28 protein-coding genes are annotated in these 26,276 nt (G+C 46.5%); 22 read left to right on the top strand and 6 right to left on the bottom strand.

Annotated elements, in window-relative coordinates; all coding sequences use genetic code 11:
* The first annotated feature begins 133 nt into the window (after positions 1-133).
* The 7 genes from WA325_RS15640 to sufB all read left to right on the top strand — a co-directional run bounded on the left by WA325_RS15640 (position 134) and on the right by sufB (position 6,221).
* Positions 134-511 carry a carboxymuconolactone decarboxylase family protein gene (locus tag WA325_RS15640; protein WP_038954281.1) on the top strand — a complete coding sequence of 126 codons (378 nt, stop codon included), beginning with the start codon at positions 134-136 and terminating at the stop codon, positions 509-511.
* Positions 512-703: 192 nt separating this feature from the next.
* Entirely contained in the window at positions 704-856 is a 153-nt protein-coding gene (locus tag WA325_RS15635; RefSeq protein WP_010331789.1) for a hypothetical protein, read from the top strand.
* Positions 857-1,033: 177 nt separating this feature from the next.
* On the top strand, positions 1,034-1,819 hold the full coding sequence (gene sufC / locus WA325_RS15630) for a Fe-S cluster assembly ATPase SufC (protein ID WP_010331788.1): 786 nt from the start codon (positions 1,034-1,036) through the stop codon (positions 1,817-1,819).
* A gap of 17 nt (positions 1,820-1,836) precedes the next feature.
* On the top strand, positions 1,837-3,150 hold the full coding sequence (gene sufD, locus WA325_RS15625; protein WP_336183917.1) for a Fe-S cluster assembly protein SufD: 1,314 nt from the start codon (positions 1,837-1,839) through the stop codon (positions 3,148-3,150).
* Positions 3,150-4,370: a cysteine desulfurase SufS gene (gene sufS, locus WA325_RS15620; RefSeq protein ID WP_105953845.1), complete on the top strand. Its 1,221-nt coding sequence runs from the start codon at positions 3,150-3,152 to the stop codon at positions 4,368-4,370. The genes sufD and sufS overlap by 1 nt, the downstream gene beginning before the upstream one ends.
* Positions 4,360-4,803, top strand: a complete 444-nt coding sequence (gene sufU, locus WA325_RS15615) for a Fe-S cluster assembly sulfur transfer protein SufU (RefSeq protein WP_003222809.1) — start codon at positions 4,360-4,362, stop codon at positions 4,801-4,803. Before sufS ends, sufU begins: the two co-directional genes overlap by 11 nt.
* Positions 4,804-4,823: 20 nt before the next feature.
* A complete protein-coding gene (sufB, locus tag WA325_RS15610) occupies positions 4,824-6,221 on the top strand; it encodes a Fe-S cluster assembly protein SufB (RefSeq protein ID WP_024713611.1) in 1,398 nt (465 codons plus the stop codon).
* A gap of 43 nt (positions 6,222-6,264) precedes the next feature.
* On the opposite strand, the gene WA325_RS15605 is transcribed toward sufB, so the two are convergent.
* The 3 genes from WA325_RS15605 to WA325_RS15595 all read right to left on the bottom strand — a co-directional run bounded on the left by WA325_RS15605 (position 6,265) and on the right by WA325_RS15595 (position 7,209).
* The gene (locus WA325_RS15605; RefSeq protein WP_105991609.1) at positions 6,265-6,615 is read right to left on the bottom strand and encodes a hypothetical protein; all 351 of its coding nucleotides are present in this window, start codon (positions 6,613-6,615) and stop codon (positions 6,265-6,267) included.
* 166 nt (positions 6,616-6,781) lie between these two features.
* Positions 6,782-7,060: a hypothetical protein gene (locus WA325_RS15600; protein WP_105953843.1), complete on the bottom strand. Its 279-nt coding sequence runs from the start codon at positions 7,058-7,060 to the stop codon at positions 6,782-6,784.
* Positions 7,060-7,209, bottom strand: coding sequence for a spore protein (locus WA325_RS15595; RefSeq protein ID WP_248337968.1), 150 nt, complete (start codon positions 7,207-7,209; stop codon positions 7,060-7,062). Before WA325_RS15595 ends, WA325_RS15600 begins: the two co-directional genes overlap by 1 nt.
* A gap of 158 nt (positions 7,210-7,367) precedes the next feature.
* On the opposite strand from WA325_RS15595, the gene WA325_RS15590 reads away from it, so the two are divergent.
* The 7 genes from WA325_RS15590 to WA325_RS15560 all read left to right on the top strand — a co-directional run bounded on the left by WA325_RS15590 (position 7,368) and on the right by WA325_RS15560 (position 14,224).
* Positions 7,368-8,486, top strand: a complete 1,119-nt coding sequence (locus tag WA325_RS15590) for an NAD(P)/FAD-dependent oxidoreductase (RefSeq protein ID WP_336183916.1) — start codon at positions 7,368-7,370, stop codon at positions 8,484-8,486.
* A 102-nt stretch (positions 8,487-8,588) separates the two neighbouring features.
* The gene (locus WA325_RS15585; RefSeq protein ID WP_010331777.1) at positions 8,589-8,963 is read left to right on the top strand and encodes a nucleotide excision repair endonuclease; all 375 of its coding nucleotides are present in this window, start codon (positions 8,589-8,591) and stop codon (positions 8,961-8,963) included.
* Between the two features lie 215 nt (positions 8,964-9,178).
* Positions 9,179-10,165, top strand: coding sequence for a fructosamine deglycase FrlB (gene frlB, locus WA325_RS15580; protein ID WP_127696501.1), 987 nt, complete (start codon positions 9,179-9,181; stop codon positions 10,163-10,165).
* 80 nt (positions 10,166-10,245) lie between these two features.
* Positions 10,246-11,514, top strand: a complete 1,269-nt coding sequence (locus WA325_RS15575) for an ABC transporter substrate-binding protein (protein ID WP_336183915.1) — start codon at positions 10,246-10,248, stop codon at positions 11,512-11,514.
* A 57-nt stretch (positions 11,515-11,571) separates the two neighbouring features.
* Positions 11,572-12,450, top strand: a complete 879-nt coding sequence (locus WA325_RS15570) for a carbohydrate ABC transporter permease (protein WP_336183914.1) — start codon at positions 11,572-11,574, stop codon at positions 12,448-12,450.
* A gap of 3 nt (positions 12,451-12,453) precedes the next feature.
* Positions 12,454-13,356, top strand: coding sequence for a carbohydrate ABC transporter permease (locus WA325_RS15565; protein WP_059334818.1), 903 nt, complete (start codon positions 12,454-12,456; stop codon positions 13,354-13,356).
* Between the two features lie 13 nt (positions 13,357-13,369).
* The gene (locus tag WA325_RS15560) at positions 13,370-14,224 is read left to right on the top strand and encodes a fructoselysine 6-kinase (protein ID WP_105953836.1); all 855 of its coding nucleotides are present in this window, start codon (positions 13,370-13,372) and stop codon (positions 14,222-14,224) included.
* A gap of 24 nt (positions 14,225-14,248) precedes the next feature.
* Here the strand turns inward: WA325_RS15560 and frlR are convergent, their stop codons facing one another.
* Complete coding sequence (gene frlR, locus WA325_RS15555; RefSeq protein WP_336183913.1) at positions 14,249-14,977, bottom strand: transcriptional regulator FrlR; 729 nt, start codon at positions 14,975-14,977, stop codon at positions 14,249-14,251.
* A 183-nt stretch (positions 14,978-15,160) separates the two neighbouring features.
* Here frlR and WA325_RS15550 point away from each other — a divergent pair, with 183 nt between their 5' ends.
* Positions 15,161-16,264 carry an ABC transporter ATP-binding protein gene (locus WA325_RS15550; protein ID WP_336183912.1) on the top strand — a complete coding sequence of 368 codons (1,104 nt, stop codon included), beginning with the start codon at positions 15,161-15,163 and terminating at the stop codon, positions 16,262-16,264.
* A gap of 33 nt (positions 16,265-16,297) precedes the next feature.
* Here WA325_RS15550 and WA325_RS15545 read toward each other — a convergent pair whose 3' ends face one another.
* Positions 16,298-17,164, bottom strand: a complete 867-nt coding sequence (locus WA325_RS15545; protein ID WP_044159027.1) for an endonuclease I family protein — start codon at positions 17,162-17,164, stop codon at positions 16,298-16,300.
* A 456-nt stretch (positions 17,165-17,620) separates the two neighbouring features.
* Here WA325_RS15545 and allC point away from each other — a divergent pair, with 456 nt between their 5' ends.
* From allC to pucE, 7 genes are all read left to right on the top strand, one after another.
* Positions 17,621-18,859 carry an allantoate deiminase gene (gene allC / locus WA325_RS15540; RefSeq protein ID WP_336183911.1) on the top strand — a complete coding sequence of 413 codons (1,239 nt, stop codon included), beginning with the start codon at positions 17,621-17,623 and terminating at the stop codon, positions 18,857-18,859.
* Positions 18,860-18,875: 16 nt separating this feature from the next.
* On the top strand, positions 18,876-20,126 hold the full coding sequence (locus WA325_RS15535; protein WP_336183910.1) for a pyridoxal-phosphate-dependent aminotransferase family protein: 1,251 nt from the start codon (positions 18,876-18,878) through the stop codon (positions 20,124-20,126).
* A 216-nt stretch (positions 20,127-20,342) separates the two neighbouring features.
* Positions 20,343-21,344, top strand: coding sequence for an XdhC family protein (locus WA325_RS15530; protein ID WP_336183909.1), 1,002 nt, complete (start codon positions 20,343-20,345; stop codon positions 21,342-21,344).
* Complete coding sequence (pucB, locus tag WA325_RS15525) at positions 21,341-22,006, top strand: xanthine dehydrogenase accessory protein PucB (protein ID WP_336183908.1); 666 nt, start codon at positions 21,341-21,343, stop codon at positions 22,004-22,006. The genes WA325_RS15530 and pucB overlap by 4 nt, the downstream gene beginning before the upstream one ends.
* Complete coding sequence (gene pucC, locus WA325_RS15520; RefSeq protein ID WP_105953828.1) at positions 21,945-22,778, top strand: xanthine dehydrogenase subunit C; 834 nt, start codon at positions 21,945-21,947, stop codon at positions 22,776-22,778. The genes pucB and pucC overlap by 62 nt, the downstream gene beginning before the upstream one ends.
* Positions 22,779-25,016 (top strand): xanthine dehydrogenase subunit D, encoded by a 2,238-nt coding sequence (pucD, locus tag WA325_RS15515; protein WP_336183907.1) that lies wholly within the window; start codon positions 22,779-22,781, stop codon positions 25,014-25,016.
* Complete coding sequence (pucE, locus tag WA325_RS15510; protein WP_248337988.1) at positions 25,007-25,567, top strand: xanthine dehydrogenase subunit E; 561 nt, start codon at positions 25,007-25,009, stop codon at positions 25,565-25,567. The genes pucD and pucE overlap by 10 nt, the downstream gene beginning before the upstream one ends.
* A 576-nt stretch (positions 25,568-26,143) precedes the next feature.
* Here pucE and WA325_RS15505 read toward each other — a convergent pair.
* Positions 26,144-26,221 carry a YjcZ family sporulation protein gene (locus WA325_RS15505; RefSeq protein ID WP_072175780.1) on the bottom strand — a complete coding sequence of 26 codons (78 nt, stop codon included), beginning with the start codon at positions 26,219-26,221 and terminating at the stop codon, positions 26,144-26,146.
* Positions 26,222-26,276: the final 55 nt, after the last annotated feature.

The raw sequence follows: 26,276 nt of genomic DNA, 5'->3' as shown, positions 1-26,276 counted from the left end.
TATTGAGCACCAACGCGCAGGTCTGACAACGAATGCGAGGGTTTGCTGACCCGCTGAGACCCTGGATGAGAAATCCGGGGTTTTTTGGGTATTTTCCTTAAAGCTGTTCATAATAAAAAGGAATGTTAAACAGATGGAGGGATTTTCTTTGAATCAAGATAGAGGAAGCATGCAGGACGCGCTAAAACAATATAAACAAAGTTTAGGCACATTTGAACAGAAGATGCCGATGATGGGAAGAAAGTTTAACGAATTTACCGAGCAATGCTTTGCAGCTAATTCACTAACAGAAAGAGAAAAACAGCTGATTGCATTGGGGATCGCTATCAATGCTCAGGACGAATATTGCATGATCTATCACACAAAAGGCTGTCTTGACCAAGGAGCGACGGAAGAAAACATTCTTGAAGCTGTCAGTGTGGCGGCGGCATTCGGAGGCGGAGCTGCTCTAAGCCAAGGTGTGACAGTTGTCCAGCAGTGCATAGAGGAATTTGGAAACACTACGCATTAGAAGAAGGAATATTCCGAAAAACGATTCTCATTTCAACTCAAAGGGTCCTTTCGTCTCATCCGTTGTTATATCAAGCCATATCCATTTTGCAGCGTCAGTCGCAGAGCTGATACAATAGCAGTAAATAAATGAAGGGATTGATTCATTATTTGCAGCAGCCAGGACAGACTGGACCTCGATTATACGTCAGAAATGGAAAAAGCGATGCAGCTGTCGCATGGGATCGGGTACGAGGAATACGGACGCCGGCTGGATACAAGAATGGAAGTTGAGCGGCAGAGAGAGCTTGAATATAAAAAATGCAAGCGGTATTCTGCGGAGCTTAATGAGAAAATCGGTCTTTAAAAAAAGGGTGGGAATCCACTCTTTTTCTTTTTCAATTGCTTTAATAAAGTGCTGAACTTTGTTAAACTTGAGAAATGTGCAAGGCACGATAAAAAGTTGTATTTACTTTTCATTTGTTATAAAATTAGAATGAGAATAAAATGAGAATAATGATTATATATTTTTGGAGGTATAGATATGGCTGCTTCAACATTAACGATCAAAGATCTTCACGTTGAAATCGAAGGGAAAGAGATCTTAAAAGGTGTAAACCTTGAAATAAAAGGCGGAGAGTTCCACGCCGTAATGGGACCGAACGGTACTGGTAAATCAACTCTGTCAGCTGCTATTATGGGGCATCCTAAATATGAAGTAACGAAGGGCAGCATCACGCTTGACGGCAAAGATGTACTGGAAATGGAAGTGGACGAGCGTGCGCAGGCAGGTTTGTTCCTTGCAATGCAGTACCCAAGTGAAATCAGCGGTGTGACAAATGCCGACTTCCTTCGTTCTGCGATCAACGCGCGCAGAGAAGAAGGCGACGAAATTTCTCTTATGAAATTCATCCGCAAAATGGACGAAAACATGGAGTTCTTAGAAATGGACCCTGAAATGGCTCAGCGCTACCTCAACGAAGGCTTCTCAGGCGGGGAGAAAAAACGCAACGAAATCCTTCAGCTGATGATGATTGAACCGAAAATCGCCATCCTTGATGAAATCGACTCAGGTCTTGATATTGACGCTTTGAAAGTTGTATCAAAAGGGATCAACAAAATGCGCAGCGAAAGCTTCGGCTGCCTGATGATCACTCACTATCAGCGTCTGTTAAACTACATCACTCCTGATGTGGTTCACGTTATGATGCAAGGCCGCGTTGTAAAATCCGGCGGTGCAGAGCTTGCACAGCGTCTTGAAGCAGAAGGTTATGACTGGATTAAAAAAGAACTTGGCATTGAAGACGAAACTGTAGGCCAAGAAGCGTAAGCGTTAGGGGGATTAATATGACACTAGATACAAAACTATCCGTAGATCAGGAGTATCTCAAAAGCTTTTCCGAAAAGCATCAAGAACCTGCCTGGCTGAAAAACCTGCGCTTACAGGCTCTTGAACAAGCTGAGGATCTGCCGATGCCGAAGCCTGACAAAACAAAAATCACAAACTGGAACTTCACGAACTTCGCGAAGCATACAGTTGATAATGAGCCGCTTTCTTCATTAGAAGATTTGACTGATGAAGCAAAAGCGCTGATCGATGTCGAAAACGAAGATAAAACGTTATATGTACAGCGTGATCAGACGCCTGCATACCTTTCTCTTTCTCAGGAATTGAAAGACAAAGGCGTTATCTTTACTGATATTTTGACTGCTGCACGCGAGCACAGCGACTTAGTGGAGAAATACTTTATGAAAGACGGCGTGAAAGTTGATGAGCATAAATTAACTGCACTTCACGCAGCTCTTGTTAACGGAGGGGCATTCCTCTATGTTCCGAAAAATGTTCAGGTGGAGACGCCGGTTCAGGCTGTTTATGTCCACGAAAGCAACGATACAGCTCTATTCAACCACGTATTGATTGTGGCGGAAGACCATAGCTCAGTAACGTATGTAGAAAACTACATCAGCACGGTCAACCCGAAAGATGCTGTATTCAATATTATCAGTGAGGTTATCACAGGTGATAATGCCAGTGTGACATACGGTGCGGTGGATAATCTGTCTTCCGGCGTGACAACTTACGTCAACCGCCGCGGTGCTGCACGCGGCCGCGACAGCAAAATCGAGTGGGCTCTCGGCCTCATGAACGATGGCGACACCATTTCCGAAAACACAACAAACCTTTACGGTGACGGCACCTACGGCGACACGAAAACGGTTGTTGTTGGAAGAGGAGAGCAAACAGAAAACTTCACGACACAAATCATTCATTTCGGTAAAGCTTCTGAAGGATATATCTTGAAGCACGGTGTGATGAAGGATTCCGCTTCTTCTATCTTTAACGGAATCGGCAAAATCGAACATGGCGCTTCTAAAGCAAATGCGGAACAGGAATCCCGTGTGCTGATGCTCAGCGAAAAAGCGCGCGGAGATGCAAACCCTATTCTTTTAATTGACGAAGACGATGTAACTGCAGGACATGCGGCATCTGTCGGCCGTGTGGACCCTATTCAGCTTTACTACCTGATGAGCCGCGGTATTGCGAAAGAAGAAGCAGAACGCTTAGTCATCTACGGATTCCTTGCGCCGGTAGTTAACGAACTTCCGATTGAAGGCGTTAAGAGACAATTGGTTTCTGTTATCGAAAGGAAAGTGAAGTAATGAATATCACAGATATTCGTGAACAGTTCCCGATCCTTCATCAGCAAGTGAACGGACATGATCTCGTTTATCTCGACAGCGCGGCGACTTCCCAGAAGCCGCGTGCTGTCATTGAAACACTGGATAAGTATTATAACCAATACAATTCCAATGTTCACCGGGGCGTCCATACGCTTGGAACCAGAGCGACAGACGGTTATGAAGGAGCGCGTGAAAAAGTCCGCAAGTTTATTAACGCGAAGTCAATGGCTGAGATTATTTTCACAAAAGGCACGACCACATCACTGAATATGGTGGCGTTAAGCTATGCGCGCGCCAACCTGAAACCGGGTGATGAAGTGGTCATCACCTATATGGAGCATCATGCGAATATCATTCCGTGGCAGCAGGCTGTCAAAGCGACTGGCGCCACATTAAAATATATTCCGCTGCAGGAAGACGGCACGATTTCATTAGATGACGTCAGAGCAACAGTCACGAGCAATACGAAGATTGTTGCGGTATCTCATGTGTCTAATGTTCTCGGCACGATCAACCCGATAAAAGAAATGGCGAACATCGCTCATGACAACGGGGCTGTCATTGTGGTGGACGGTGCACAAAGCACGCCTCACATGAAAATTGACGTGCAGGATCTCGATTGCGACTTCTTTGCGCTTTCTTCCCACAAAATGTGCGGTCCTACCGGAGTAGGCGTGCTGTACGGAAAGAAAGCCCTGCTGGAAAACATGGAGCCTGCCGAATTCGGCGGTGAAATGATCGACTTTGTCGGGCTTTATGAATCAACTTGGAAAGAGCTTCCGTGGAAATTCGAAGCGGGTACTCCGATTATTGCTGGAGCAATCGGTCTCGGTGCCGCAATTGATTTTCTCGAAGAAATCGGCCTTGATGAGATTTCCCGCCACGAGCACAAGCTTGCAGCTTATGCGCTTGAACGCTTCCGTCAGCTTGACGGCGTGACGGTTTACGGACCGGAAGAGCGTGCCGGGCTGATCACATTTAACCTTGATGATGTTCATCCGCACGATGTGGCAACCGTACTTGATGCGGAAGGGATCGCTGTCAGAGCGGGTCACCATTGCGCCCAGCCGCTGATGAAATGGCTGGATGTAACTGCTACTGCGAGAGCAAGCTTTTATCTGTATAATACAGAGGAAGAGATTGATAAGCTTGTGGAAGCTCTTCAAAAGACAAAGGAGTATTTTACAAATGTCTTTTAATGCAAACTTAGATACATTGTACAGACAAGTGATTATGGATCATTACAAAAACCCGCGCAACAAAGGGGTTTTGAATGACAGCATTGTCGTGGATATGAACAATCCGACATGCGGCGACCGAATCAGGCTGACAATGAAGCTTGACGGAGACATCGTGGAAGATGCGAAATTTGAAGGGGAAGGCTGTTCCATTTCAATGGCATCCGCTTCGATGATGACTCAGGCGATTAAAGGGAAAGATATTGAAACAGCCCTTTCCATGTCTAAGATTTTCTCGGATATGATGCAAGGGAAAGAATATGATGATTCTATAGATCTGGGTGATATTGAAGCCCTTCAAGGCGTTTCAAAATTCCCGGCCCGTATTAAATGTGCAACCCTGTCATGGAAGGCACTTGAAAAAGGAGTCGCTAAAGAAGAAGGCGGCAATTAAAAGGATTGGAGTGAAAATGGATGGCTAAAAAAATGCCTGATATTGGTGAATACAAATATGGTTTTCACGACAAGGACGTTTCCATTTTCCGTTCAGAGCGCGGATTGACAAAAGAAATCGTAGAAGAAATTTCTCGCATGAAAGAAGAGCCTCAATGGATGCTTGATTTCCGCTTGAAGTCACTTGAACATTTCTACAACATGCCAATGCCTCAATGGGGCGGAGATCTAAACTCACTGAACTTTGACGAAATTACGTACTACGTAAAACCGTCTGAGCGTTCAGAGCGTTCTTGGGATGAAGTTCCTGAAGAAATTAAGCAAACATTCGACAAGCTCGGTATTCCAGAAGCTGAACAAAAATACCTTGCGGGTGTTTCTGCTCAGTACGAATCTGAGGTTGTATACCACAATATGAAAGAAGATCTTGAAGCGCAAGGCATCGTCTTTAAAGACACTGACAGCGCGCTGAAAGAGAACGAAGATATTTTCCGTGAGCACTGGGCAAAAGTGATCCCGCCGACTGATAACAAGTTTGCGGCACTGAACTCAGCTGTTTGGTCCGGCGGATCTTTCATCTACGTGCCTAAAGGCGTAAAGGTTGAAACACCGCTTCAAGCTTACTTCCGTATCAACTCTGAAAACATGGGTCAGTTCGAACGTACGCTGATCATCGTTGACGAAGAAGCAAGCGTGCATTATGTTGAGGGCTGTACGGCGCCTGTTTACACAACAAACTCTCTTCACAGTGCGGTTGTTGAAATCATCGTGAAAAAAGGCGGATACTGCCGTTATACAACGATCCAAAACTGGGCGAACAACGTTTACAACCTTGTAACGAAGCGTACGATCTGTGAAGAAAACGCAACTATGGAATGGATCGATGGCAACATCGGATCTAAACTGACAATGAAATATCCGGCTTGTATCCTAAAAGGCGAAGGCGCGCGCGGTATGACGCTTTCTATCGCTCTTGCGGGTAAAGGCCAGCATCAGGATGCGGGTGCGAAAATGATTCACCTGGCGCCAAACACATCTTCCACAATCGTATCAAAATCGATCTCTAAACAAGGCGGGAAAGTAACCTACCGCGGAATTGTCCACTTCGGACGTAAAGCGGAAGGCGCTCGTTCCAACATCGAGTGTGATACGCTCATTATGGATAACAAATCAACATCAGATACAATTCCTTACAATGAAATCTTAAATGATAACATTTCATTGGAACACGAAGCGAAAGTGTCTAAAGTATCTGAAGAACAGCTCTTCTACTTGATGAGCCGCGGGATTTCCGAAGAAGAAGCGACTGAAATGATCGTAATGGGCTTCATCGAGCCATTCACAAAAGAGCTTCCAATGGAATACGCAGTTGAAATGAACCGTTTGATTAAGTTCGAAATGGAAGGTTCAATCGGTTAATGTAAAAATAAAACCCGGCGGAATACCGCCGGGTTTTGTTTGTTTACAGACGAACACTAATCGTGACAACTCCTAGTACGCTTGTTCCCTTATAGATCGTAACTTGAGCAGAACCAGGTATTGACTTGCTGTATACCACTCCGCTTTGACTTACAGAGATATAATCACGACCGGAAGTTACAACATAGCTGGTGGCTCCTTCTCTAGCAATATTTAAGTAACTGTTTACTTTCATTTGGTAAAAGGCATCCATGACTTTAATAGGGCTGTTTGATACATGTTGAATTGAAGGTGTTGGAGTAGCTGACATTTCTTCAGCAGAGGCCACACCGCCTAAGCTTAAAGCCAAAGCTGAAACTGATAGTGCAGAAATAATCGCTTTTTTACATTTCATTTGTAACACTCCTTTTTTATTTTTCCTTACACCTTACAATTTGGATAAAGAAAGGTTAGTTCCTGTTACTTAATATGTATAATTTGTTAACATATGGTTGTTAGCTAAATGATGTATACTTTAAATGATGAGAACCGCAGGCATGTTTAAGCCTGCGGTTGCTATTTCAACTTTCGGATATATCATTAGGATGAATATTGATGGTGGATGCTGCTGAGGGAATATCAACTTTTTTCATCTCTAGCAATTGAGTATAGGCCGTGTCGAATTCATCTTTTGTCATCTGTTTTGCGGCTAATGCAGAGCATAAAATGGCAAAGGCAATCGGCATTGTGTCAATGTGAATATCAATATGGACTTCCGAATTGCCGCTGTTTTCGATAACAGAGCCATTTTTGGGCATTTCCGCAGTATGTCTGTTGATAGGAATGATGTTTTCGTTCATTATTCTTCTCCGTCTTGTGACTGCGCCTGTGACTGATCCTGATCTGAATTCACGTTGACCACGACGCTTGAATTGCCGCTGTTTACAACTTTGGCAATTGCCGCATTGCGGTCTGTGTTTTCTTCATTTTCATGACGATTTTCGCTCATGGTATCATCCTTTCTCTATTGATAGTGACAGGATATTCAATAGGAGAGTGAAGAGATTGGACGAACTTCGCGGTTTTTCCACATTGGGTCTATAGGTCGAAGGAAAGCACTCTATTTGGTAAAATGAATAGATATTATAAAAGAAAAGGTGTTTGCATATGAAGTCTTACATCATCGTCGGCGCAGGCATACTAGGTGCATCGACGGCTTATCATCTCGCAAAATCAGGAGCCCGGGTTACGGTGATAGACCGGAAGGAACTGGGACAAGCTACGGATGCGGCGGCGGGGATCGTCTGCCCTTGGCTGTCGCAGCGCCGCAATCAGGATTGGTATCAGCTCGCTAAGGGCGGAGCGCGATACTATGCGGATTTAATCAAACAGTTGGAAGAGGACGGAGAAACGGATACAGGATATAAGCGTGTCGGTGCGATCAGCATTCACACTGATGCGGTGAAGCTCGATAAGATGGAGGAGCGGGCGTATAAGAGACGGGAGGACGCGCCGGAGATCGGTGAGATTACCCGCTTGTCCGCGAGTGAGACGAAAAAGCTGTTTCCGATTTTAGCTGATGGCTATGAATCGGTTCATATCAGCGGCGCCGCTCGTGTGAACGGGAGGGCGCTATGCCGGTCGCTTTTAAACGCTGCCGAGAAACATGGTGCAGTCATTGTAAAAGGAAACGCGTCCTTGCTTTTTGAGAACGGAAGAGTCACCGGTGTCCAAACAGACAAGCAGCAGTTTGAGGCAGATAATGTGATCGTGACTGGAGGGGCATGGGCCAATGAATTGATGAAGCCTCTGGGCATTCATTTTCAAGTGTCCTTTCAGAAGGCGCAGATTATGCATTTTGAAATCCCTGGCGCAGATACCGGATCATGGCCGGTGGTGATGCCGCCGAATGACCAGTATATTCTGTCCTTTGATGACGGCAGAATTGTAGCAGGCGCCACCCATGAAAATGAGGCCGATCTTAAAGACCTGCGTGTGACAGCAGGGGGACAGCATGAAGTCTTGAGCAAAGCACTTGCCGCAGCCCCTGGGCTTGCTGACAGCACAGTCATTGAAACAAGAGTGGGCTTCAGACCGTTTACACCGGGGTTTCTGCCAGTGGTGGGTGCCGTGCCGAATGTTCAAGGACTTTACGCCGCTAACGGTTTAGGCGCGTCGGGACTAACGATGGGACCGTTTCTCGGTTCAGAGCTCGCAAAGCTAGTTCTCGGAAAGCAGACAGAAATAGACCTTAGCCCTTATGATCTTGCCTGTGCGCTTGCATAATAATGAAAGGCATGACAAACAAATATAGTAAAGCTGTTCTAGCTTTTCTTTCCTGTCTGTGTTAGCATTTATCTTTAATGAAAAAGAGGACGTGAACTGATTTTGATAAAAATTGATATACCCGCACCGAATGTCACCATCACTGAACGACAGCAGTCAGCTAATGATAACGAGCCGAAAATAAAGGCGATTTACGGATTCATCGACTTTCACCAGATACCTAGGGATAAAGGCGGCATCTTCATGTTTTATAACATTCATGACGAACTGCTATTTGTCGGTAAAGCCAGAAAGTTAAGACAGAGAATTAAGAAACATTTTGAAGACACTGTCTCACCGATCAAAAATCACAGGGACGAAGTTTATAAAATTGAAGTATGTGTAGTCGAAGATCCAATGGAAAGAGAAATTTACGAAACCTACATCATCAATACACAGCACTCGAAGTACAATATAGACAAGGTATTTTTTAAATAAGAAGTCAGTCTGCGGATTGAACAGTGAAGCCAGAGCTTGAGTTAAGTTCTGGCTTTTTGATTTGGCATTTTTCTACACGCAGATCCGTTGTCTATCATCTGAGTAAATTATTGAGAAATTTCAGAAAATGATATTGACAATCCTAGCTGCGGACTTTAATATAACAATATATAATGTTATATAACGTTATATAATAAAAACGAGGAGTGAAGGATTTGAGTCAGGTCACAGCAAAAGTTAATCGTGAGGTTCAAGCTTTCTTGCAGGATTTGAAAGGAAAAACCATTGACCATGTATTCTTTGTCGCATGCGGAGGGTCTTCGGCCATCATGTATCCGAGTAAATATGTGTTTGACAGGGAGTCAAAATCAATCAGCTCTGACCTTTACAGCTCTAATGAATTTATTCAGCGAAACCCTGTGCAGCTCGGTGAAAAGTCTCTTGTCATTTTGTGCTCGCATTCGGGAAATACCCCGGAAACGGTAAAAGCCGCTGCATTTGCGAGAAGCAAAGGCGCGCTTACGATTGCAATGACGTATAAGCCGGAGTCTCCTTTAGCACAGGAAGCGCAATATGTCGCCCAATATGACTGGGGGGATGAGGCGCAGGCGATCAATACGAACTATGGCGTTCTATATCAAATCGTTTTCGGCGCTTTGCAGGTATTAGAAAACAATACGACATTTGAACAAGCAATAGAAGGTTTAGATCAATTGCAGGCTGTGTATGATGAAGCCCTTAAGCAGGAAGCTGAAAACACACAGCAATTTGCGAAAGCGCATGAAAAAGAAAGCATCATTTATACAATGGCAAGCGGTGCAAACTACGGTGTCGCTTACTCCTACAGCATCTGCATTCTCATGGAAATGCAATGGATTCATTCCCACGCCATTCATGCCGGAGAATATTTTCACGGACCGTTTGAAATTATTGATGAATCCGTGCCGTTTATCATCCTGCTCGGTTTAGATGAAACAAGGCCTCTTGAAGAGCGGGCGCTTACCTTCTCGAAAAAATATGGCAAAAAGCTGACTGTGCTTGATGCCGCATCTTACGACTTCACTGCAATTGACGATTCAGTAAAAGGCTACCTTGCTCCGCTCGTTCTTAACCGTGTGCTGAGAAGCTATGCGGACGCTTTGGCAGAAGCAAGAAATCATCCTTTATCTCATAGAAGATACATGTGGAAAGTTGAGTATTGATCTGAAAAAGAGGAACCATTATGCATTAGACTATAATGTTATATAACATTATAGTCTAATGTCCAGAGGAGGCCAACCCTTTGAAGAAAATGTTTTTATTTTTGATCATTGCAGCTGTCAGTATGCTTACCATTGCGGGCTGTTCGAGCCAGGGCAGTTCAGCGGATGGAAAGGTGACATTGAAATTTTTCCACAGATGGCCGAAGGAGCCGGAAAAAAGGTATTTTGAAGAGGTTGTAAAGGAATTTGAAAAAGAGCATCCGGATATCGACATTCAAACTGAAGCGGTTTTGAATGACTCCTATAAAGATAAAATTAAAGTTATGCTGGGAACCAGCAGCCCTCCTGATATTTACTTCTCATGGAGTGACGAGTTTGCTTTTAAATTTATCAGAGGAAATAAAGCACTTGATCTCTCGTCCTACTACAAAGATGATACAGATTGGTCATCGCAGCTCGTTCAATCGCAAGTTACACCATTTACGTATGAAAACAAACAATATGGCGTGCCGTGGCAAATGGACGCTAAATCATTTTTCTATAATAAAGATATTTTTAAAAAGCTCAATCTAGAGCCGCCGGCGACTTGGGATGAACTCATCGATGTCTCCAAGAAGCTGAAAGAAAATGGCTATACGCCGATCAGTTTCGGAACAAAAGCGCCTTGGACAATCTCACATTATATCGGCACGCTGAATCAGCGGATGGTCGATGAAAAAACAAGAGAAAAGGATTATAACGCCAAAACGGGTGAATTTACCGATGAAGGCTATGTGAAAGCACTTGAAAAGCTGCAGGAACTGATGCCTTACTTCAATAAACATGTAAATTCCGTCGACCATGAATATGTGAGACAGCAATTTAAGAGCGGAAAGTCGGCGATGATATATGCGGAAACGGCTGAAATCAAACTGGTCGAGCCAGTGAATCTAGGGATGTTCTCATTCCCTGAAATCAGCGGGCAAAAAGGATCTTCAGAAGCGTTAACGGGGGCGCCTGAAGGATTTATGATTTCCTCGAAAACAAAACATCCGAAGGAAGCAGTAGAATTTTTGCAATTTCTGACGTCGAAAAAAATGGGTGAAAAGCTCATTAAAGACGTCGGCAAATACAGTGCGGTGAAAGGGACGGCAACCGAAGAAAATTCTACAGCCATTCAGCGTGAAGCCGTTCAGCATATCGTAGATGCCAAATCAATGGTTCCGTGGTTCGATATGGATGTAGATGTTGAAATCGCAGATGTGTACTTAACAAGCGTCCAGCAAATGCTTGGCGGCGACATGACACCGGAGCAGGTCATGAAAGCCGTCCAAAAAGCAGCCAAGCAAGTGAAGGCGTCAGCTGAATAAATCAAAGAAAAGGTGAAGCGACGCACCTTTTCTTTTTATAAAGGAGATGAGTTATCCTTGGTCAACCAAAATAGAATAATCCCCTATTTGTTTTTACTGCCGGCTCTTGTTTTTCTACTTTTCGTTTATATCCCGATTTTTGAGAATGTCTTTCTCAGTCTGTTTCAATGGAGCTCTTTTTCTCCGGAAAAAACGTTTATCGGATTGAAGAACTATGTTGAATTATTTCGTGATCCTGTCTTTTATCAAGCCCTCACGAATAACGTGCTCTACGCAGTGATCTCAATTGTATGCCAGGTGTTTGGCGGTTTGATTTTGGCGGCGGTGCTTGAGGATAAGCTGGTCAGAAAATGGTCGCCTTTTTTTCGTACCGTTTTCTTTTTGCCGGTTGTCATCTCAATGACGGTTATCGCGCTTTTATTTGATTTTATTTACAACCCTGAGACGGGACTTTTGAATCAGCTGCTTCAGGTAATCGGGCTGGATCAGCTGACGAGGGCATGGCTCGGGGAGGACAGCACAGCTATGCTTTCTGTCATCTTTGTGTCGCAGTGGCAGTCTGTCGGTTATATTGCGATGCTGTATATTGTGTCGATTCAAAAAATACCGGATGAACTGTATGAAGCAGCGCGGCTTGACGGTGCGGGGAAAATTCAGCAGTTTTTTCACATTACCATTCCCCAGACGAAAGAGATGTCTTTTGTTGCGGTGGTGATGACGCTGACAGGCGCTTTTACAGTGTTTAACGAGCCGTACATTTTGACAGGCGGCGGACCGGGAAACGCTTCTGAGGTATTAAGCACATTCTTATATAAAAGTGCCTTTACAAAGGATATGATGGGTTATGCTTCAGCGATTGCCACTATTGTGTTACTCATTACGCTTGCTTTGTCGCTCATGCAAATGAAGTTCTTTAAAACCGGAAAGGAGGACTAACAGATGCTGCCTCAAAAGAAGACAGATTCGTTTAGATTAGAGCCTGTGCCTGACCGGCACATCGAGGTGAAAAGAAAGCCGAGGCGAAAATGGTATATCGGAGAAACGTCTGTATGGGTTTTTCTGTTTCTTTATCTAATCGCGATTGCTTATCCGCTTTTATGGATGGTCATGAGCGCCTTTAAAAGCTCGGATGATATTTTTGAGAACAGCTGGTCGCTGCCGTCTTCGTGGCATCCGGAGAACTTTGTGTCCGCCTGGAATCAGGGGATTTCTTCTTATTTTATGAACAGTGTAATCGTGACGGCGCTGACATGTGTGATTACTGTTTTTATCAGCGCATGGGCGGCGTACGGGCTTTCGAGGTTCGAGTTTAAAGGAAGAGGGTTCTTTTTGGTGCTTTGTCTTGGCGGTTTGATGCTGACGCCTCAGGTCAGTCTTGTGCCGCTTTATTCCATTATTCAGTCGCTGGGGCTTTACAATACGTATTGGGCTTTGATTTTGCCTTATGCGGCTTATCGGATTCCGTTTACCATCATTTTAATCCGCTCTTATTTTCTTTCTATTTCTAAAGAATTAGAAGAGGCGGCTTATTTAGATGGGTGTACGAGTTTCGGAGTATTTTTCAGAATTTTCTTACCAATGAGTGTGCCGATTTTAGTGACGTCGGGTATTCTGACAGCTTACCATACGTGGAATGAGTTTATGTTTGCGATTATTTTCATAGATGACGAGAATTTGCGGACCATTCCAGCGGGGCTGATGCAGTTCCGAGATGCACTGCAGACGGATTGGGGCGTCTTGCTGGCGGGATTAACGATTTCTGCCGCGCCAATTATTATTCTATTTTTATTTATGCAGAAATATTTTGTCCGCGGGATTGCAAGCGGAAGTGTAAAAGGATAAAGGAGGAAGCATAATGAAATTAATTGCTGTTGGAGACAACGTTGTAGACTACTATCAGGATCAAGAAACATTCTACCCGGGAGGAAATGCCTTAAATGTCGCAGTGCTTGCAAAACGGCTCGGGCATGAGGCTTCTTATATCGGAATCGTCGGCAATGACGAAGCCGCGGCTCATCTGCTGAATGTGCTGAAATTGGAGAAGGTAAACGCTGATTTTATTCGCCAGGCGCATGGGGAAAACGGAATGGCAATCGTTACCCTTGATGAACAGGGGGACCGGATCTTTGTCCGATCGAATAAGGGTGGCATCCAGTCGCGTCTCCGTCTTGTGTTTCAGGAAAAGGACTTATCTTTTATCAGCGGGCATGATCTGCTGCATACCAGTGTGTACAGCAAGCTTGAGAACGATTTGCCGCAGCTGTGCGGGCTGATCCCGGTCTCTTTTGATTTTTCAACAAATCGAGAGGATGAGTATTTGAAAAAGGTCTGTCCTTATGTGACGTATGCGTTCTTTTCAGGAAGCGATTTGAGTGAGACGGAGTGCGGCCAGCTTGCCAAAAAGGCACATGAGTACGGAGCAAAAATCGTTTGCATGACCCGCGGCGGGCAAGGAGCGATCCTGTCTGCGGGGGACCGAATCTACCATCAGCCGATTGTGGAAGCTGATATAATAGATACACTCGGAGCGGGAGATTCATTTATCGCGGGATTTTTGACTGCGTTTTGTGAGAAGCAGGATATGACGAACGCTTTGCGCCAAGGAGCGGAAACAGCTGCGAAAACATGCGGAGTGTACGGGGCATTCGGTTACGGCTATCCCTATCGCCTGGAGGAAGGGGGAAGCAGTGAAAAAACGAGAATACTATAAGCAGTGTCTCGTTTTTTATGCCTGTCATGTGTAGGGACTGTTGATTGTAAATGTGACACGGTTTGTGTGCATCAAAAACAGTGAGCAGTAGATCGGCTGATCGTTTGAGGTAAATGCGGTTTTATCGATTTCAAACAGCGCATCCCCGATATCGCAATCCAAGTATTTGCTTTCCTCCTGCTGGGCATAGACAACATTTAATAGTTTTGTATTGTGAGTGGGAACAACTTGGTATTGCTGTTTCAAAATATCATGCATAGATACACCGTCAGCAATAAACGTATTGATGGCAGGAAACATGTCCAGCGGGTAATGCGTGATCTCAAAGGTGAGCGGCTGATCATCGTTATATAAAATCCGTTTTAATTCAACGACAGAGCTCTCGGGATTGATCTGAAGCTTTTCGGCGATCGGTTTCGATGCTGGAATGATTTCATGGGACAGAACCTGGTGCTTCGGTTTTTTTCCGGTTGATTCCATAAATTCCGAGTAGCCGTTTACTGCGATCAGCTCTCTCTTCAATTTAGGCTTTTTAACGAACGTTCCTTTTCCCTGCTGCCTGATCAGATAGCCTTCTTCGACCAGATCGAGAATGGCTTTTCTGACGGTAATACGGCTGACATTATACTTGCTGCAAAGCTCGTTTTCTGTGGGCAGCTTGGCAGCCGGGGAATACAAGCCCTTTTTAATGTCATCTGTTATGATTTGTTTTAGCTGAATGTATAAAGGTGTTGAACTTCCGTTGTTTAACAAGGGGTAGCCTCCTTTTAAGCTATTATTTATATTATAATGTATTATGACGTTATAATACAAATTTGCATTTTTTGTTTTAGAAATATAGCAAATATGGGAATCGATTACTCTAAAAATAACAGAAAGACCGAGTTGTTTCCAGTGACGAAATAACGGAGAAAAAAAGACGGGGGGAGTTTTCTGATGGCTTCATTAACATTTGAACATGTCAAAAAATCATATCATTCACAATTAACGGTGAAGGATTTTGATTTAGATGTAAAAGATAAAGAGCTTTTGGTGCTGGTGGGGCCGTCAGGCTGCGGCAAATCGACAACCCTGCGGATGGTGGCTGGGCTGGAAAGCATTTCGGAAGGAAGCCTCTTTATCGATGGGGAACGGGTCAATGATCTTCCGCCGAAGGAGCGTGATATCGCGATGGTGTTTCAAAACTATGCGCTGTATCCGCATATGACTGTTTTCGATAACATGGCATTTGGACTGAAGCTCAGAAAAATGCCGAAACAAGAAATTGCCGAGCGGGTGCATGCAGCTGCAAACATTTTGGAGATTGAGCATTTGCTGAAGAGAAAACCGAAGGCACTTTCCGGCGGCCAGCGGCAAAGGGTGGCGCTTGGCAGATCAATTGTGCGGGAACCAAAGGTCTTTTTAATGGATGAACCGCTTTCTAATCTGGATGCGAAGCTGAGAGTGACGATGCGGACAGAAATCAGCAAGCTTCACCAGCGGCTGGAAGCAACCATTATCTATGTCACCCATGATCAGACTGAAGCGATGACGATGGGCGATCGGATTGTCGTCATGAATGAAGGTAAAATTCAGCAAGTGGCCAAGCCTCATGATATCTATCATTATCCGGCAAACCTGTTCGTGGCCGGGTTTATTGGCTCTCCCGGAATGAACTTTTTCAAAGGCATGATTGAAGAGCACCATGGCGAGCTGTTTTTCACAAACCCTTCGATCCGGCTTCATATTCCTGAAGAAAAGGCGAAACGGCTGAAGGAAAAAGGCTATGCCGGAAAACAGATGACAGCCGGTGTACGGCCGGAGCACATCGCACAAATGACTGGAAATGACCGGCTGTTTGATTCTGTGTTTAAAGCGACGGTGGAAGTGAATGAAAATTTGGGATCTGAGCTGATTGTGCATGTCAGCGCCGGGAACGAGCGGCTCACGGTTCGCCTGGATGGCGGCAATCGAATCTCCGCGGGCGATACAATTCAGCTGGCGGTGAAAATGGATCACGCCGTCTTTTTCGATGCGGAAACGGAACAGGCTGTGTATTAGAAAAGGTGCTCCCTTCGGGGGAGCACCTTTTTCTTACGGCCAAATGTCGTCTGCCCATTCAGGGTGATCGATAAATGGATTTCGGTTGTGCTGATATTTTTCATAAATGATTTCATTTCTTTTTCTTTCGCGGGCATCAACAGGGTCCTGCCTATTCCATTCAAGCAAGGCGGATTGTTTTCCGTGATAAGGAGCAGAGCCGTTTCCTGTCCTATCATTGAGCTCAAGATCAGGGTAGCCGTCATCTCCTTCGTAACGGACAGCCATGTAAAACAGCATGCGGGCGACATCGCCTTTCACATCATCGCGGGGCTCCCAAGAATCTCCGTCATAATAATTTCCGGGCGCTTTCGCATACTCGTTGCCGCCGTTGTCAAAGTCCATGTTGCCTCTGGCACTGTTTACTTGGACGTCTGCTGGACGCAAGTGATGAATATCAGTGCCGGGCCCTTTGCTTGTACCAAAATCGCCATGGGATTTCGCCCAGACATGCTCCCGGTTCCAGTCCCCGACATTGCCGCCGTTCAGGTTTTTCGAACGGGATTCATTCGTATAGAGCAGGATGACGTTATTCGGATTGGCCGGATCTGCATCTGTTTCTTTCAGCGCGTTCCATACCTCGCTGTAAGACAGCATCGTATGTCCGCTAATGATGCGGTGCAACGCGCTTTTTAACGCCTCTCCGCTTTTTCCTTCAGCACCTTCATAATAGGTGTCTGTGTCGGCGTATGGTGCCGCGGGAGAGACTAATGAGAGAATGCCCCCGGAGGCTGCGGAAGAAGTAGCTGCACGGTCATTCAGGTTCAATCCGGTTTGCGCGCTTGCCGAAGCAGAGGGCGCAAACCATCCGGAAATCAGTAATACACAGACGAGCGGCAGAAACCTTGCTTTTTTTGTCATCACTTGCCCTCCTTTAGATCAGATCATGTCTATTATCTAAAATTGAGATAAAGGTTAGAAGTGTCATTTTGTATATTTTTTATTAAATTTGTAAATTAGTAACTTTGGAGGAGGCGGAACTCTATTGTTCCAGGATCTTTAGTCCGCGTTATTGCTCCCGCTGAGTTTTGGCAAGCGCTGTTCCTTGTTCGAGTGCTGCTTCACTGCAAGCATTGCCTTCCCGTGTTTTTCGCTAGTTCATACAATAAATCTTTAGAACCACTTTTTCCTCTCGCTGTTTTTTTAATCCATTGCTGCCTATTGACTCTCTTCCTTACTGGCTGCTATTCCTAAAATGGAATGGCAGGCTGGTTATTATGACCAAAAAACAAACATTTTTTTGGTTTATGTGCTGATGAACTATACGTCTTCCTCCCTCTATAATGAAGTCACCATAACGGCCAGAGGAGGAAGCACATGGAAAAGCAGAGGCTTTCAGCAGAAAGCGGCATCGCTGATTACATCGATTGGCTTGCCCAATTCGGTGCGTCTGCTGATGGCGGGGTGACGAGACTTTTGTACACCAAGGAGTGGATGGACGCGCAGCTCGCCGTGAAAGCGGAGATGTCGGTTTTTGGGCTTGACGCCAGATTTGACGATGTCGGCAATGTCTTTGGAAGGCTTCAGGGCACCCAGTCTCCGGATGAAGTGATTTTAGCCGGCTCACATATCGATACTGTGATCAATGGGGGAAAGTATGATGGCTCATATGGCGTGCTTGCGGCAATGCTTGCTTTAAAGCAGCTCAAAGAAACATACGGAGCGCCTAAAAAAACGCTTGAGGCCGTGTCTTTATGTGAGGAAGAGGGCAGCCGTTTTCCGATGACATACTGGGGATCAGGGAATATGATGGGTGCTTTGGCATTGAAGCATGCGGAAGTACCGAGAGACGGATCAGGTGTTTTATTACAAGAGGCGATGCATGACAGCGGTTTTGGCAGAGGCGTGTATCCGTCAGCGCACAGGACAGACATCAACGCTTTTATTGAAATTCACATTGAACAAGGACAGACGCTTGAAATGTCAGGACGAGATCTCGGTGTGGTGACAAGTATAGTCGGGCAGAGGAGATATCTGATTACGCTTGAGGGAGAATGTAACCACGCAGGGACCACCTCCATGAAGTGGCGCAAGGACCCGCTCGCAGCCAGCAGCCGAGTGATTCATGAACTGCTGCTTCGCGCTGAAGAACAGCCGGATGAGCTTCGTCTGACATGCGGAAAAATGACGGTGGAGCCCAATGTGGCCAATGTCATTCCTGGACGGGTGCAGTTTTCAATCGATATTCGACATCAAAACCAGCGTGTTCTGGAGCATTTTCATGAAGAAATGACTGCTGTCATCAACGGCATTTGTGACGAAAAAGGGATTCACGCCATGATTGATGAATATATGCGGATAGAGCCTGTGCCGATGGACGAAACGCTTTCTGCCAAGGCTCTTGAGACAGCGGCAGAAAACGGTATCAGCTGTGAAGAAATGGTGAGCGGGGCAGGGCATGATGCGCAAATGATCGGAAGGAGCTGCCCCGCTTGTATGCTGTTTGTGCCAAGCAGAGGCGGCATCAGCCATTCGCCGAAGGAATTTACTTCTGCACGTCAGCTTGAGATCGGCGTCCGCACATTGACTGATTTATTATACAAACTGGCTTACTGATGAAGGAGGAATGGCTGTGTCAGGCAGAAAAGAATTATGTACACCATTAAGAACGATTATGACACCGGGACCCGTAGAGGTCGATCCGCGTGTATTAAGAGTGATGAGCACGCCGGTTGTCGGCCAATTTGACCCGGCGTTTACCGATATCATGAATGAAACGATGGAGATGCTCCGAGAATTGTTTCAAACAAAAAACCGCTGGGCGTATCCGATTGACGGCACATCCCGGGCGGGAATCGAAGCGGTGTTAGCGAGTGTCATTGAACCGGGAGATGACGTGCTTATTCCGATATACGGACGCTTCGGCTTTTTGCTGACTGAAATTGCCGAGCGGTACGGGGCGAATGTTCATACGCTTGAGTGTGAGTGGGGAACGGTTTTAGACCCTGACGCTATTATACGGGAAATGGAAAAAGTGAAGCCGAAAATTGTAGCAATGGTACATGGGGAAACATCAACTGGCCGAATTCATCCGCTGAAAGCGATCGGAGAAGCGTGCCGTGCTTGGGATGCACTGTTTATAGTCGATGCGGTAGCGACAATTGGGGGCTGCGAGGTGAAAGTGGATGAATGGAACATTGACGCAGCTATCGGCGGCACGCAAAAGTGTTTGTCTGTTCCGTCGGGGATGGCGCCGATTACATATAATGAACGGGTGGCGGACATCCTTGCGGCGCGCAAAAAGGTGGAACGCGGAATTGCGACTCAGGCAGACAAGGCGCCGCTTGCCGGAAATCGTCCGATCACCAGCAATTATTTTGATTTGAGCCAGCTTGAGGATTATTGGAGCGAACGGCGGCTCAATCATCATACAGAAGCGACGACGATGCTTTATGCCTTGCGTGAGGGCGTGAGACTGGTGCTTGATGAAGGTCTTGAAGCACGTTTCGAGCGGCATCAATACCATGAGGCCGCATTAATAGCCGGGATTAAGGCGATGGGGCTGAAGCTGTTTGGGGATGAGAGCTGCAAAATGCCTGTTGTCACCTGTGTGCAAATCCCGGACGGCGTGGACGGAGAGTCGGTCCGCCATATGCTTTTGGCACAGTTCGGAATCGAAATCGCCAGCTCATTCGGCCCTTTAGCCGGGAAGATTTGGAGAATTGGTACGATGGGCTACAGCTGCAGAAGAGAAAACGTACTGTTTGTCCTTGCCGGATTAGAAGCTGTGCTCCTCAGACACGGCGCTGTGATCGAAGCGGGAAAAGCGCTTCAGGCCGCGCTTGATGTATATGAAAATGCTAAGAGCCAGGCAGCGATTTAAAGAAAAAGCTTGCGGAATTCCGCAGGCTTTTTTCATTTTCGCTCATTCTCCAATCTGATTTTCTCCGTTTGACTCTTTTTACAAATCCGTTTTCTCTGTGTTGCATTTTCTGACGGAGCATGAGTCACTTTTTCTTTTTTCATCTATTCTTTATACAAGGCACCTATAAAATGACGTTTTATTTCTTACAGCAATTTTTGAAAGGGGGATGCGGCATTGGAGTATTTTCACACGATATTAGATGCGCTTCTGGAAGATCAGGATGAAGCTGTGCTGGCGACTATTGTTCAAGTTGAAGGCTCTGCATATCGAAAAGCAGGCGCCACCATGCTCTTTAAGAAAAACGGAGAAAGAATCGGCTTGCTGAGCGGCGGGTGTCTGGAAGAGGATGTATCCGAAAGAATCGGTGAGCTCGGCGATCAGCTGACGACAGCGCTTATATCCTATGACATGAGAGCTGAAGACGATCTTTCGTGGGGCATGGGAGTCGGCTGCAATGGCGTTATTCATATCTATGCGGAACGAATCTCTCAGGAAAAAAAGCGGCACTATGAAAGAGTAAGAGACTGCCTTCATTCAGGAAAAGCCGTAACAGCCGTTACACAGATTGAATCCTCACAGGCAGGGCGTTATCTGTTTTTGTCAGAGAACGGGTATTTTGGGCACTGGCCGGATGTGCCGCTTCAAGATATTCAACGCACCGCTTCAACGCTTCATGTACCGCATTTTGATCCATCATCAAACATTTTTATTCAGCGTATTGAGCCGAAGCCGCGTCTCATTCTGTTTGGGGCGGGCCCAGATATGATACCGCTCGCCAATTTGGCGGCTGAGACCGGATTTTCTGTCATTGTGACAGATTGGCGGCCTGCATATTGCACAGCCTCTCTTTTTCCAAAAGCAGATCAGCTGATCACTGCCTTTCCGGAGCAGATGCTCAGTGAATTTGGTTTTTCCCCTCAGGATTCCGCTGTTGTGGCGACTCACCATTTTCAGCACGATCAAGTCATCGTTGAATCCTTATTTTCTCGAGACCTTCATTATATCGGGCTTTTGGGTTCCGAAAACCGCACGAAACGGCTGCTGAATGGAAAACAGCCGCCCGCGCATTTTTACAGTCCGGTCGGGTTGAAAATCGGCGCGGAAGGCCCAGAGGAAATTGCCGTCAGCATCGTTGCGGAAATCCTTCAAACACGAAAACGGCTGGCGGTTATATGAGCATTATCGGTGTATTTTTGGCGGCCGGAAAAAGCGAGAGAATGGGCACAAACAAGCTGGCATTGCCGCTAAAAGGAGAAACGATCGGATCGGTTTCATTAAAAACAGCTCTATTATCCCGTCTTGACCATGTGCTGATTGTCGAGAGAACAGAAAATGCTTCACTTGAGTGGATCGGGGCGCAATATCAAGCACCGCCTTTTCTGGATCGCTGGAGTTTGCATGTCTGTAAAGAGGCGGAAAAGGGCCAAGGGCATTCTGTCAGCAGCGGGGTGAAAAAAGCGGAAAGCATGGGGGCAGACGGGATCGTCATTCTGTTGGGTGACCAGCCGCAGCTTTCTGTCGATCATGTAAATGCCCTGATATCAAGGGCTCATGAAATGTTTGCCGTGTCAGCATCTTTGCGTACGCTCAGTCCGCCTATTTATTTCTCATCCGCCTGTTTTCCATATGTAAAGGAGTTAAAGGGAGATGAGGGTGCCCGCAGGCTGCTGAAAAACGGACAGCTTGGCACTGGAGCGGTGCTGGCAGTGAAAGCGTGCGAGGAACTGGAAGATATTGATACGCCGGAGGAATATGACACTGTCAGGAGGCGAATACATGAACGGACAAGTGACACAAGCGCGAATGAACATTCAATTATGGAAGCCGGCAGCGCTTGATGAGGCATTTTCTCTTTTGGAGCAGCTTGCGCCAGATGTGTGTGCAGCATCGGGCAGCACGCTGCTCCAGCTCCAATGGGACAAAGGAATTCTTCCGAAAGCGCATCTCATCAGCCTCGAAGGCATTGATGAGATGAAAGGCATTACCGCAGACGGCACCCATGTGTCGATCGGGGCGCTCACCACGCTGAATGAATGCAGAAAAAAAAGCCTCATCAAGCGAGATCTGGCTTGCTTATGTGATGCAGTTTCTGCTGTTGCAGCGCCGGGAATCCGAAGCCGGGCCACAATTGGCGGCAACATAGCGAGTAAAATAGGGGATTTGATTCCGCTTCTGCTTGTGCTTGATGCGGAGCTTATCGTTTATCAGAAGGAGCTTGTCAGGCTGCCGCTTGCTGAATGGATCTCCAGTGAAGAGTATTCACATGGAATCGTGACGCGTGTGATCATCCCGCGTCCAGAGGGAGATCGTGTGTTTTTCCGCAAGCTGGGAAGGCGGCAGGCATTTACCGGAGCGGTTGCTGTGGCGGCAGGACGTTTACTGAAAGACGGTGACATTCGCCTCGCAGCGGGCCATGCCGATATTAGGCCGAAAAGATTAATAGAGAGCGAATGTAAATGGATTGATCCTGAATGGAAGGCACACGAGCTGTACGAAACACTTATCAAGGAGCTGCCGTTTTCAGCCGATGCTTTCGTGTCAGCGGCATACAGAAAAAAAGCGGCTGCCAACGTCATCATGTCCGAGCTGATGTTTGAGGGAGGGGAATAAATGAGCATAAGCAAACCGCCAAGAATAAGGCCGGATGGAAGGGAAAAGGTCACGGGTGAATTGAAGTATATGACTGATCTCACCTTTCCGGGAATGCTGTACGGCAAAATCCTGAGAAGCGCTTGCCCTCATGCGGAAATCGTATCGATTTGCACCAAAAAGGCTGAAGAAATGGAAGGTGTGCGGGCGGTCGTCACCCATAAGGATGTTCCGGGTTTCAATCGTTTTGGGATTGTCATTCCTGACCAGCCGGTTCTATGCGAGGATAGAGTGCGTTATGTGGGGGATGCAGTTGCCGCTGTCGCCGCAGAAACAGAAGACATTGCCGAAGCCGCGCTGGAGCTGATTCACGTGGTGTACAGGGAGCTGGAGGTCATTGATTCTCCGGAAAAAGCGCTCCGGCCAGATGCGTATATGCTGCACCCGGACGGGAACATCCTTCATCGTGCGTTTTTCTCGCACGGCGATGTGGAAGCGGGATTCCAATCGTGTCACACCATCCTTGAAGAAACCTACGAACTGCCGCGGCAGATGCATACGTATATGGAAACGGAAGGGGGTGTAGCTGTTCCGGAACGTGACGGGGGTTTTACAATGTACGCTGGCACTCAGCACGGCTACAAGGACCGTTTTCAGCTTGCCCGCATTTTTGGTATTCCTGAAGAGAAAATTCGGGTTGTGTCGAGTCCGATGGGCGGCTCATTTGGCGGAAAGGATGAGCTGAATATTCAGCCGTATGCCGCGCTTTTAGCCCGTAAAAGCGGGCGTCCGGTCAAAATTCATCAGACGAGGCAGGAATCTGTACGCTCAGGAATCAAACGCCACCCGATGAAAATCACGATCAAAACAGGGGCTGATCAAACAGGGAAGCTTCTGGCTCATGATGTGAAAATCATTGCCGATACAGGCGCTTACGCCACGCTGGGACCGGCAGTCCTGGATTTTTCTGCCGAGCATGCCGCCGGTCCGTACCGCATTCCGAATATCCGTACTGAAGGGATTTCTGTGTATACGAACAATGGGGTGGCGGGAGAATTCAGAGGCTTTGGCGGCAATCAAATCACATTTGCGCTTGAAACCCATCTAGATCGCCTCAGCAGCATACTCGGCATCGACCCGCTGGAGCTGCGAAGAAGAAATATCAGAAAACCGCATGACCCGGGGCCGCTTGAGCATCGGATTGCGCCCACTGACGGAGCGGCGCAGGTGTTGAACGTCATTTCTGCATCTCCTATTTTCAAAAGAAAACATCAGACGTCTCGTTATAAACGAAGAGGTGTTGGAGCCGCGATTACCATGCACGGGGGCGGGCTTGGCTATGGACGGATGGATGCCGCAGGAGGGCGCCTTTCCCTTTCAAGTGACGGCAAAATCACGGTTTCGTTTGGGTTTGAAGAGTGCGGGCAGGGCATCCTCGCCGCGATTGAACATATTGTGACCGAAGAGCTGGGCTGCGCGGCGGAGGATATTTCCATTATCATCGGGGATACCGCAAAAGCGCCAAAGTCAGGCTCCTCCACAGCATCCCGCGGCACGAGCATGGTGTGGCACGCGATCCAGCGTTTGAAGAAACCGTTTCTATATCAGTTGAAAAAACGTGCCGCACAAATGGTCTCATGTTTGCCTGAACAACTCATTCTCCGCGCTGGGGGGCTGCGGATGCATAATACAAAGGAGCTGGTGGTGACCTATAAGGAATTGGCAAAAAAAGGCCCTTTGACTGAGGAAACAGCATTCGATTTTCCGACAACGCCCGATCCTGTGGTCGGCGGCCATTTTCTCTACTCATTTGGAGCGGCTGCAGTTGAGGTGGAGGTTGATCTATTAACAGGCGATGTCAGAGTGATAGATTGTGAGCACGCCATTGCGGCAGGTCCGGTTGTCAGTCCGCAGGGCTATCGTGGACAAATCGAAGGCGGCGCTGCTATGGCGCTCGGCTATACGCTGATGGAGGAAGCAAAAATGACGGACGGCCGTTACACGGCGGAGAATTTGGATCAATATGTAATTCCGGGAATCAAAGATGTTCCGGCAATGAAACTGACCGCGATAGAAGAGCTGATGGATGGTGACTCATATGGCCCGCGCGGTGTCGGAGAAATAGGAACGATCGCCATCACCCCGGCGATTGTAAAGGCGGTACATGATGCCGTCGGCTGCTGGGTGAACAAGCTGCCGATTTCGCGTGAAGAGCTGCTTGGTGAGATAGACAGAAAGGGGATAAAGCAATGGACGTAAAAGAAGCAGGATCTTTCTCTGTAAAAAAGCATCGGTTCCGAATGAACGTAAATGGAATAGCGCGGGAGGTTGATGCGGTTCCTACAGCTTGCTTGAGTGACCTTCTGCGGACGGAATTCCAGCTGACCGGAACTAAAATTTCCTGCGGAATCGGCCGTTGCGGTGCATGTTCTGTCCTGCTAGACGGCAAGCTCGCCAATGCGTGTATGACCATGGCATACCAAGCGGACGGCCATTCGATCACAACCATTGAGGGGCTTCAAAAAGAAGAACTGGATATCTGCCAAACCGCTTTCCTGGAGGAAGGAGGCTTCCAATGCGGATATTGCACACCAGGGATGACGATTGCGCTCAAAGCTCTGTTTCAGGAAAACCCGCAACCTACTGACGAAGATATTGAAGAAGGGCTGGCGGGCAATTTGTGCAGGTGTACCGGTTATGGAGGGATTATGCGGTCGGCTTGCAGGATTAGAAAAGAGGTAGCAAGTGGGAAAAGGGAGTCATTGGACTTTTCCCGCAGCTACGGCAAAGCACCGGATATAAAAAATTAAGCGAATCGATAAAGGATAAACGTCAATTACAGATCGTGAAGATGAAATACCTCTTCTCCCTTTACTTTTTGCCTAGTTGTGTTTGATACTAGAAATGGGTAATGTTACAAATTAAGGAAAGAGGGAGAAGAGATGATGAATAACTTAAATTGGTGGAAAATACTTTTACTAACCTTTCTTTGTTCCCTGATTTTTTCTGTCGTCTTTGTCACTGTTCAACGGATTGACTTAATACTCAATCCACCGGAAGTACCTGTTAAATCGATTGAAAAAATAAAATAATTCATTTTGGAGAAAAGGGAATGAAAAAAAATTTTTGTAGGTGCGGAAGAAATCGATCCGATAGAAACTAACAAATCCGTTAACAAGCGTTTCTAAATGGTAGGATTAATTGAAGAGCGTGATCAAGACGCGGCCGCGTTGTGGGAAAACATCTCGCTCTCATCTCATATTGTAATGGAGGACGAGGATTTGTAGCGAGTGTTATATTTCCCTGTCAAAACCTTGTCGCTATAGCAAAACAAACGCCATAAAGAATTCTTATGGCGTCTGACGGATATGGGGGAAGGTGAGTTCTTAATAGCCACCGAAGAAAGAAGTGCCAACGATGATTAATAGGATAAATAGCACCACGATCAAAGGGAATGACCTCATAACTTCACCTCCCTTAAAAGAGGATAGTACATGATATGCTGATGGAGATAACTTG

The sequence above is a fragment of the Bacillus sp. 205(2023) genome, from assembly GCF_037027485.1.
Lineage (GTDB): Bacteria > Bacillota > Bacilli > Bacillales > Bacillaceae > Bacillus > Bacillus halotolerans.
Note: the sequence above shows the minus strand (reverse complement) of the source record. Positions and strands in the feature narration are given on the sequence as shown.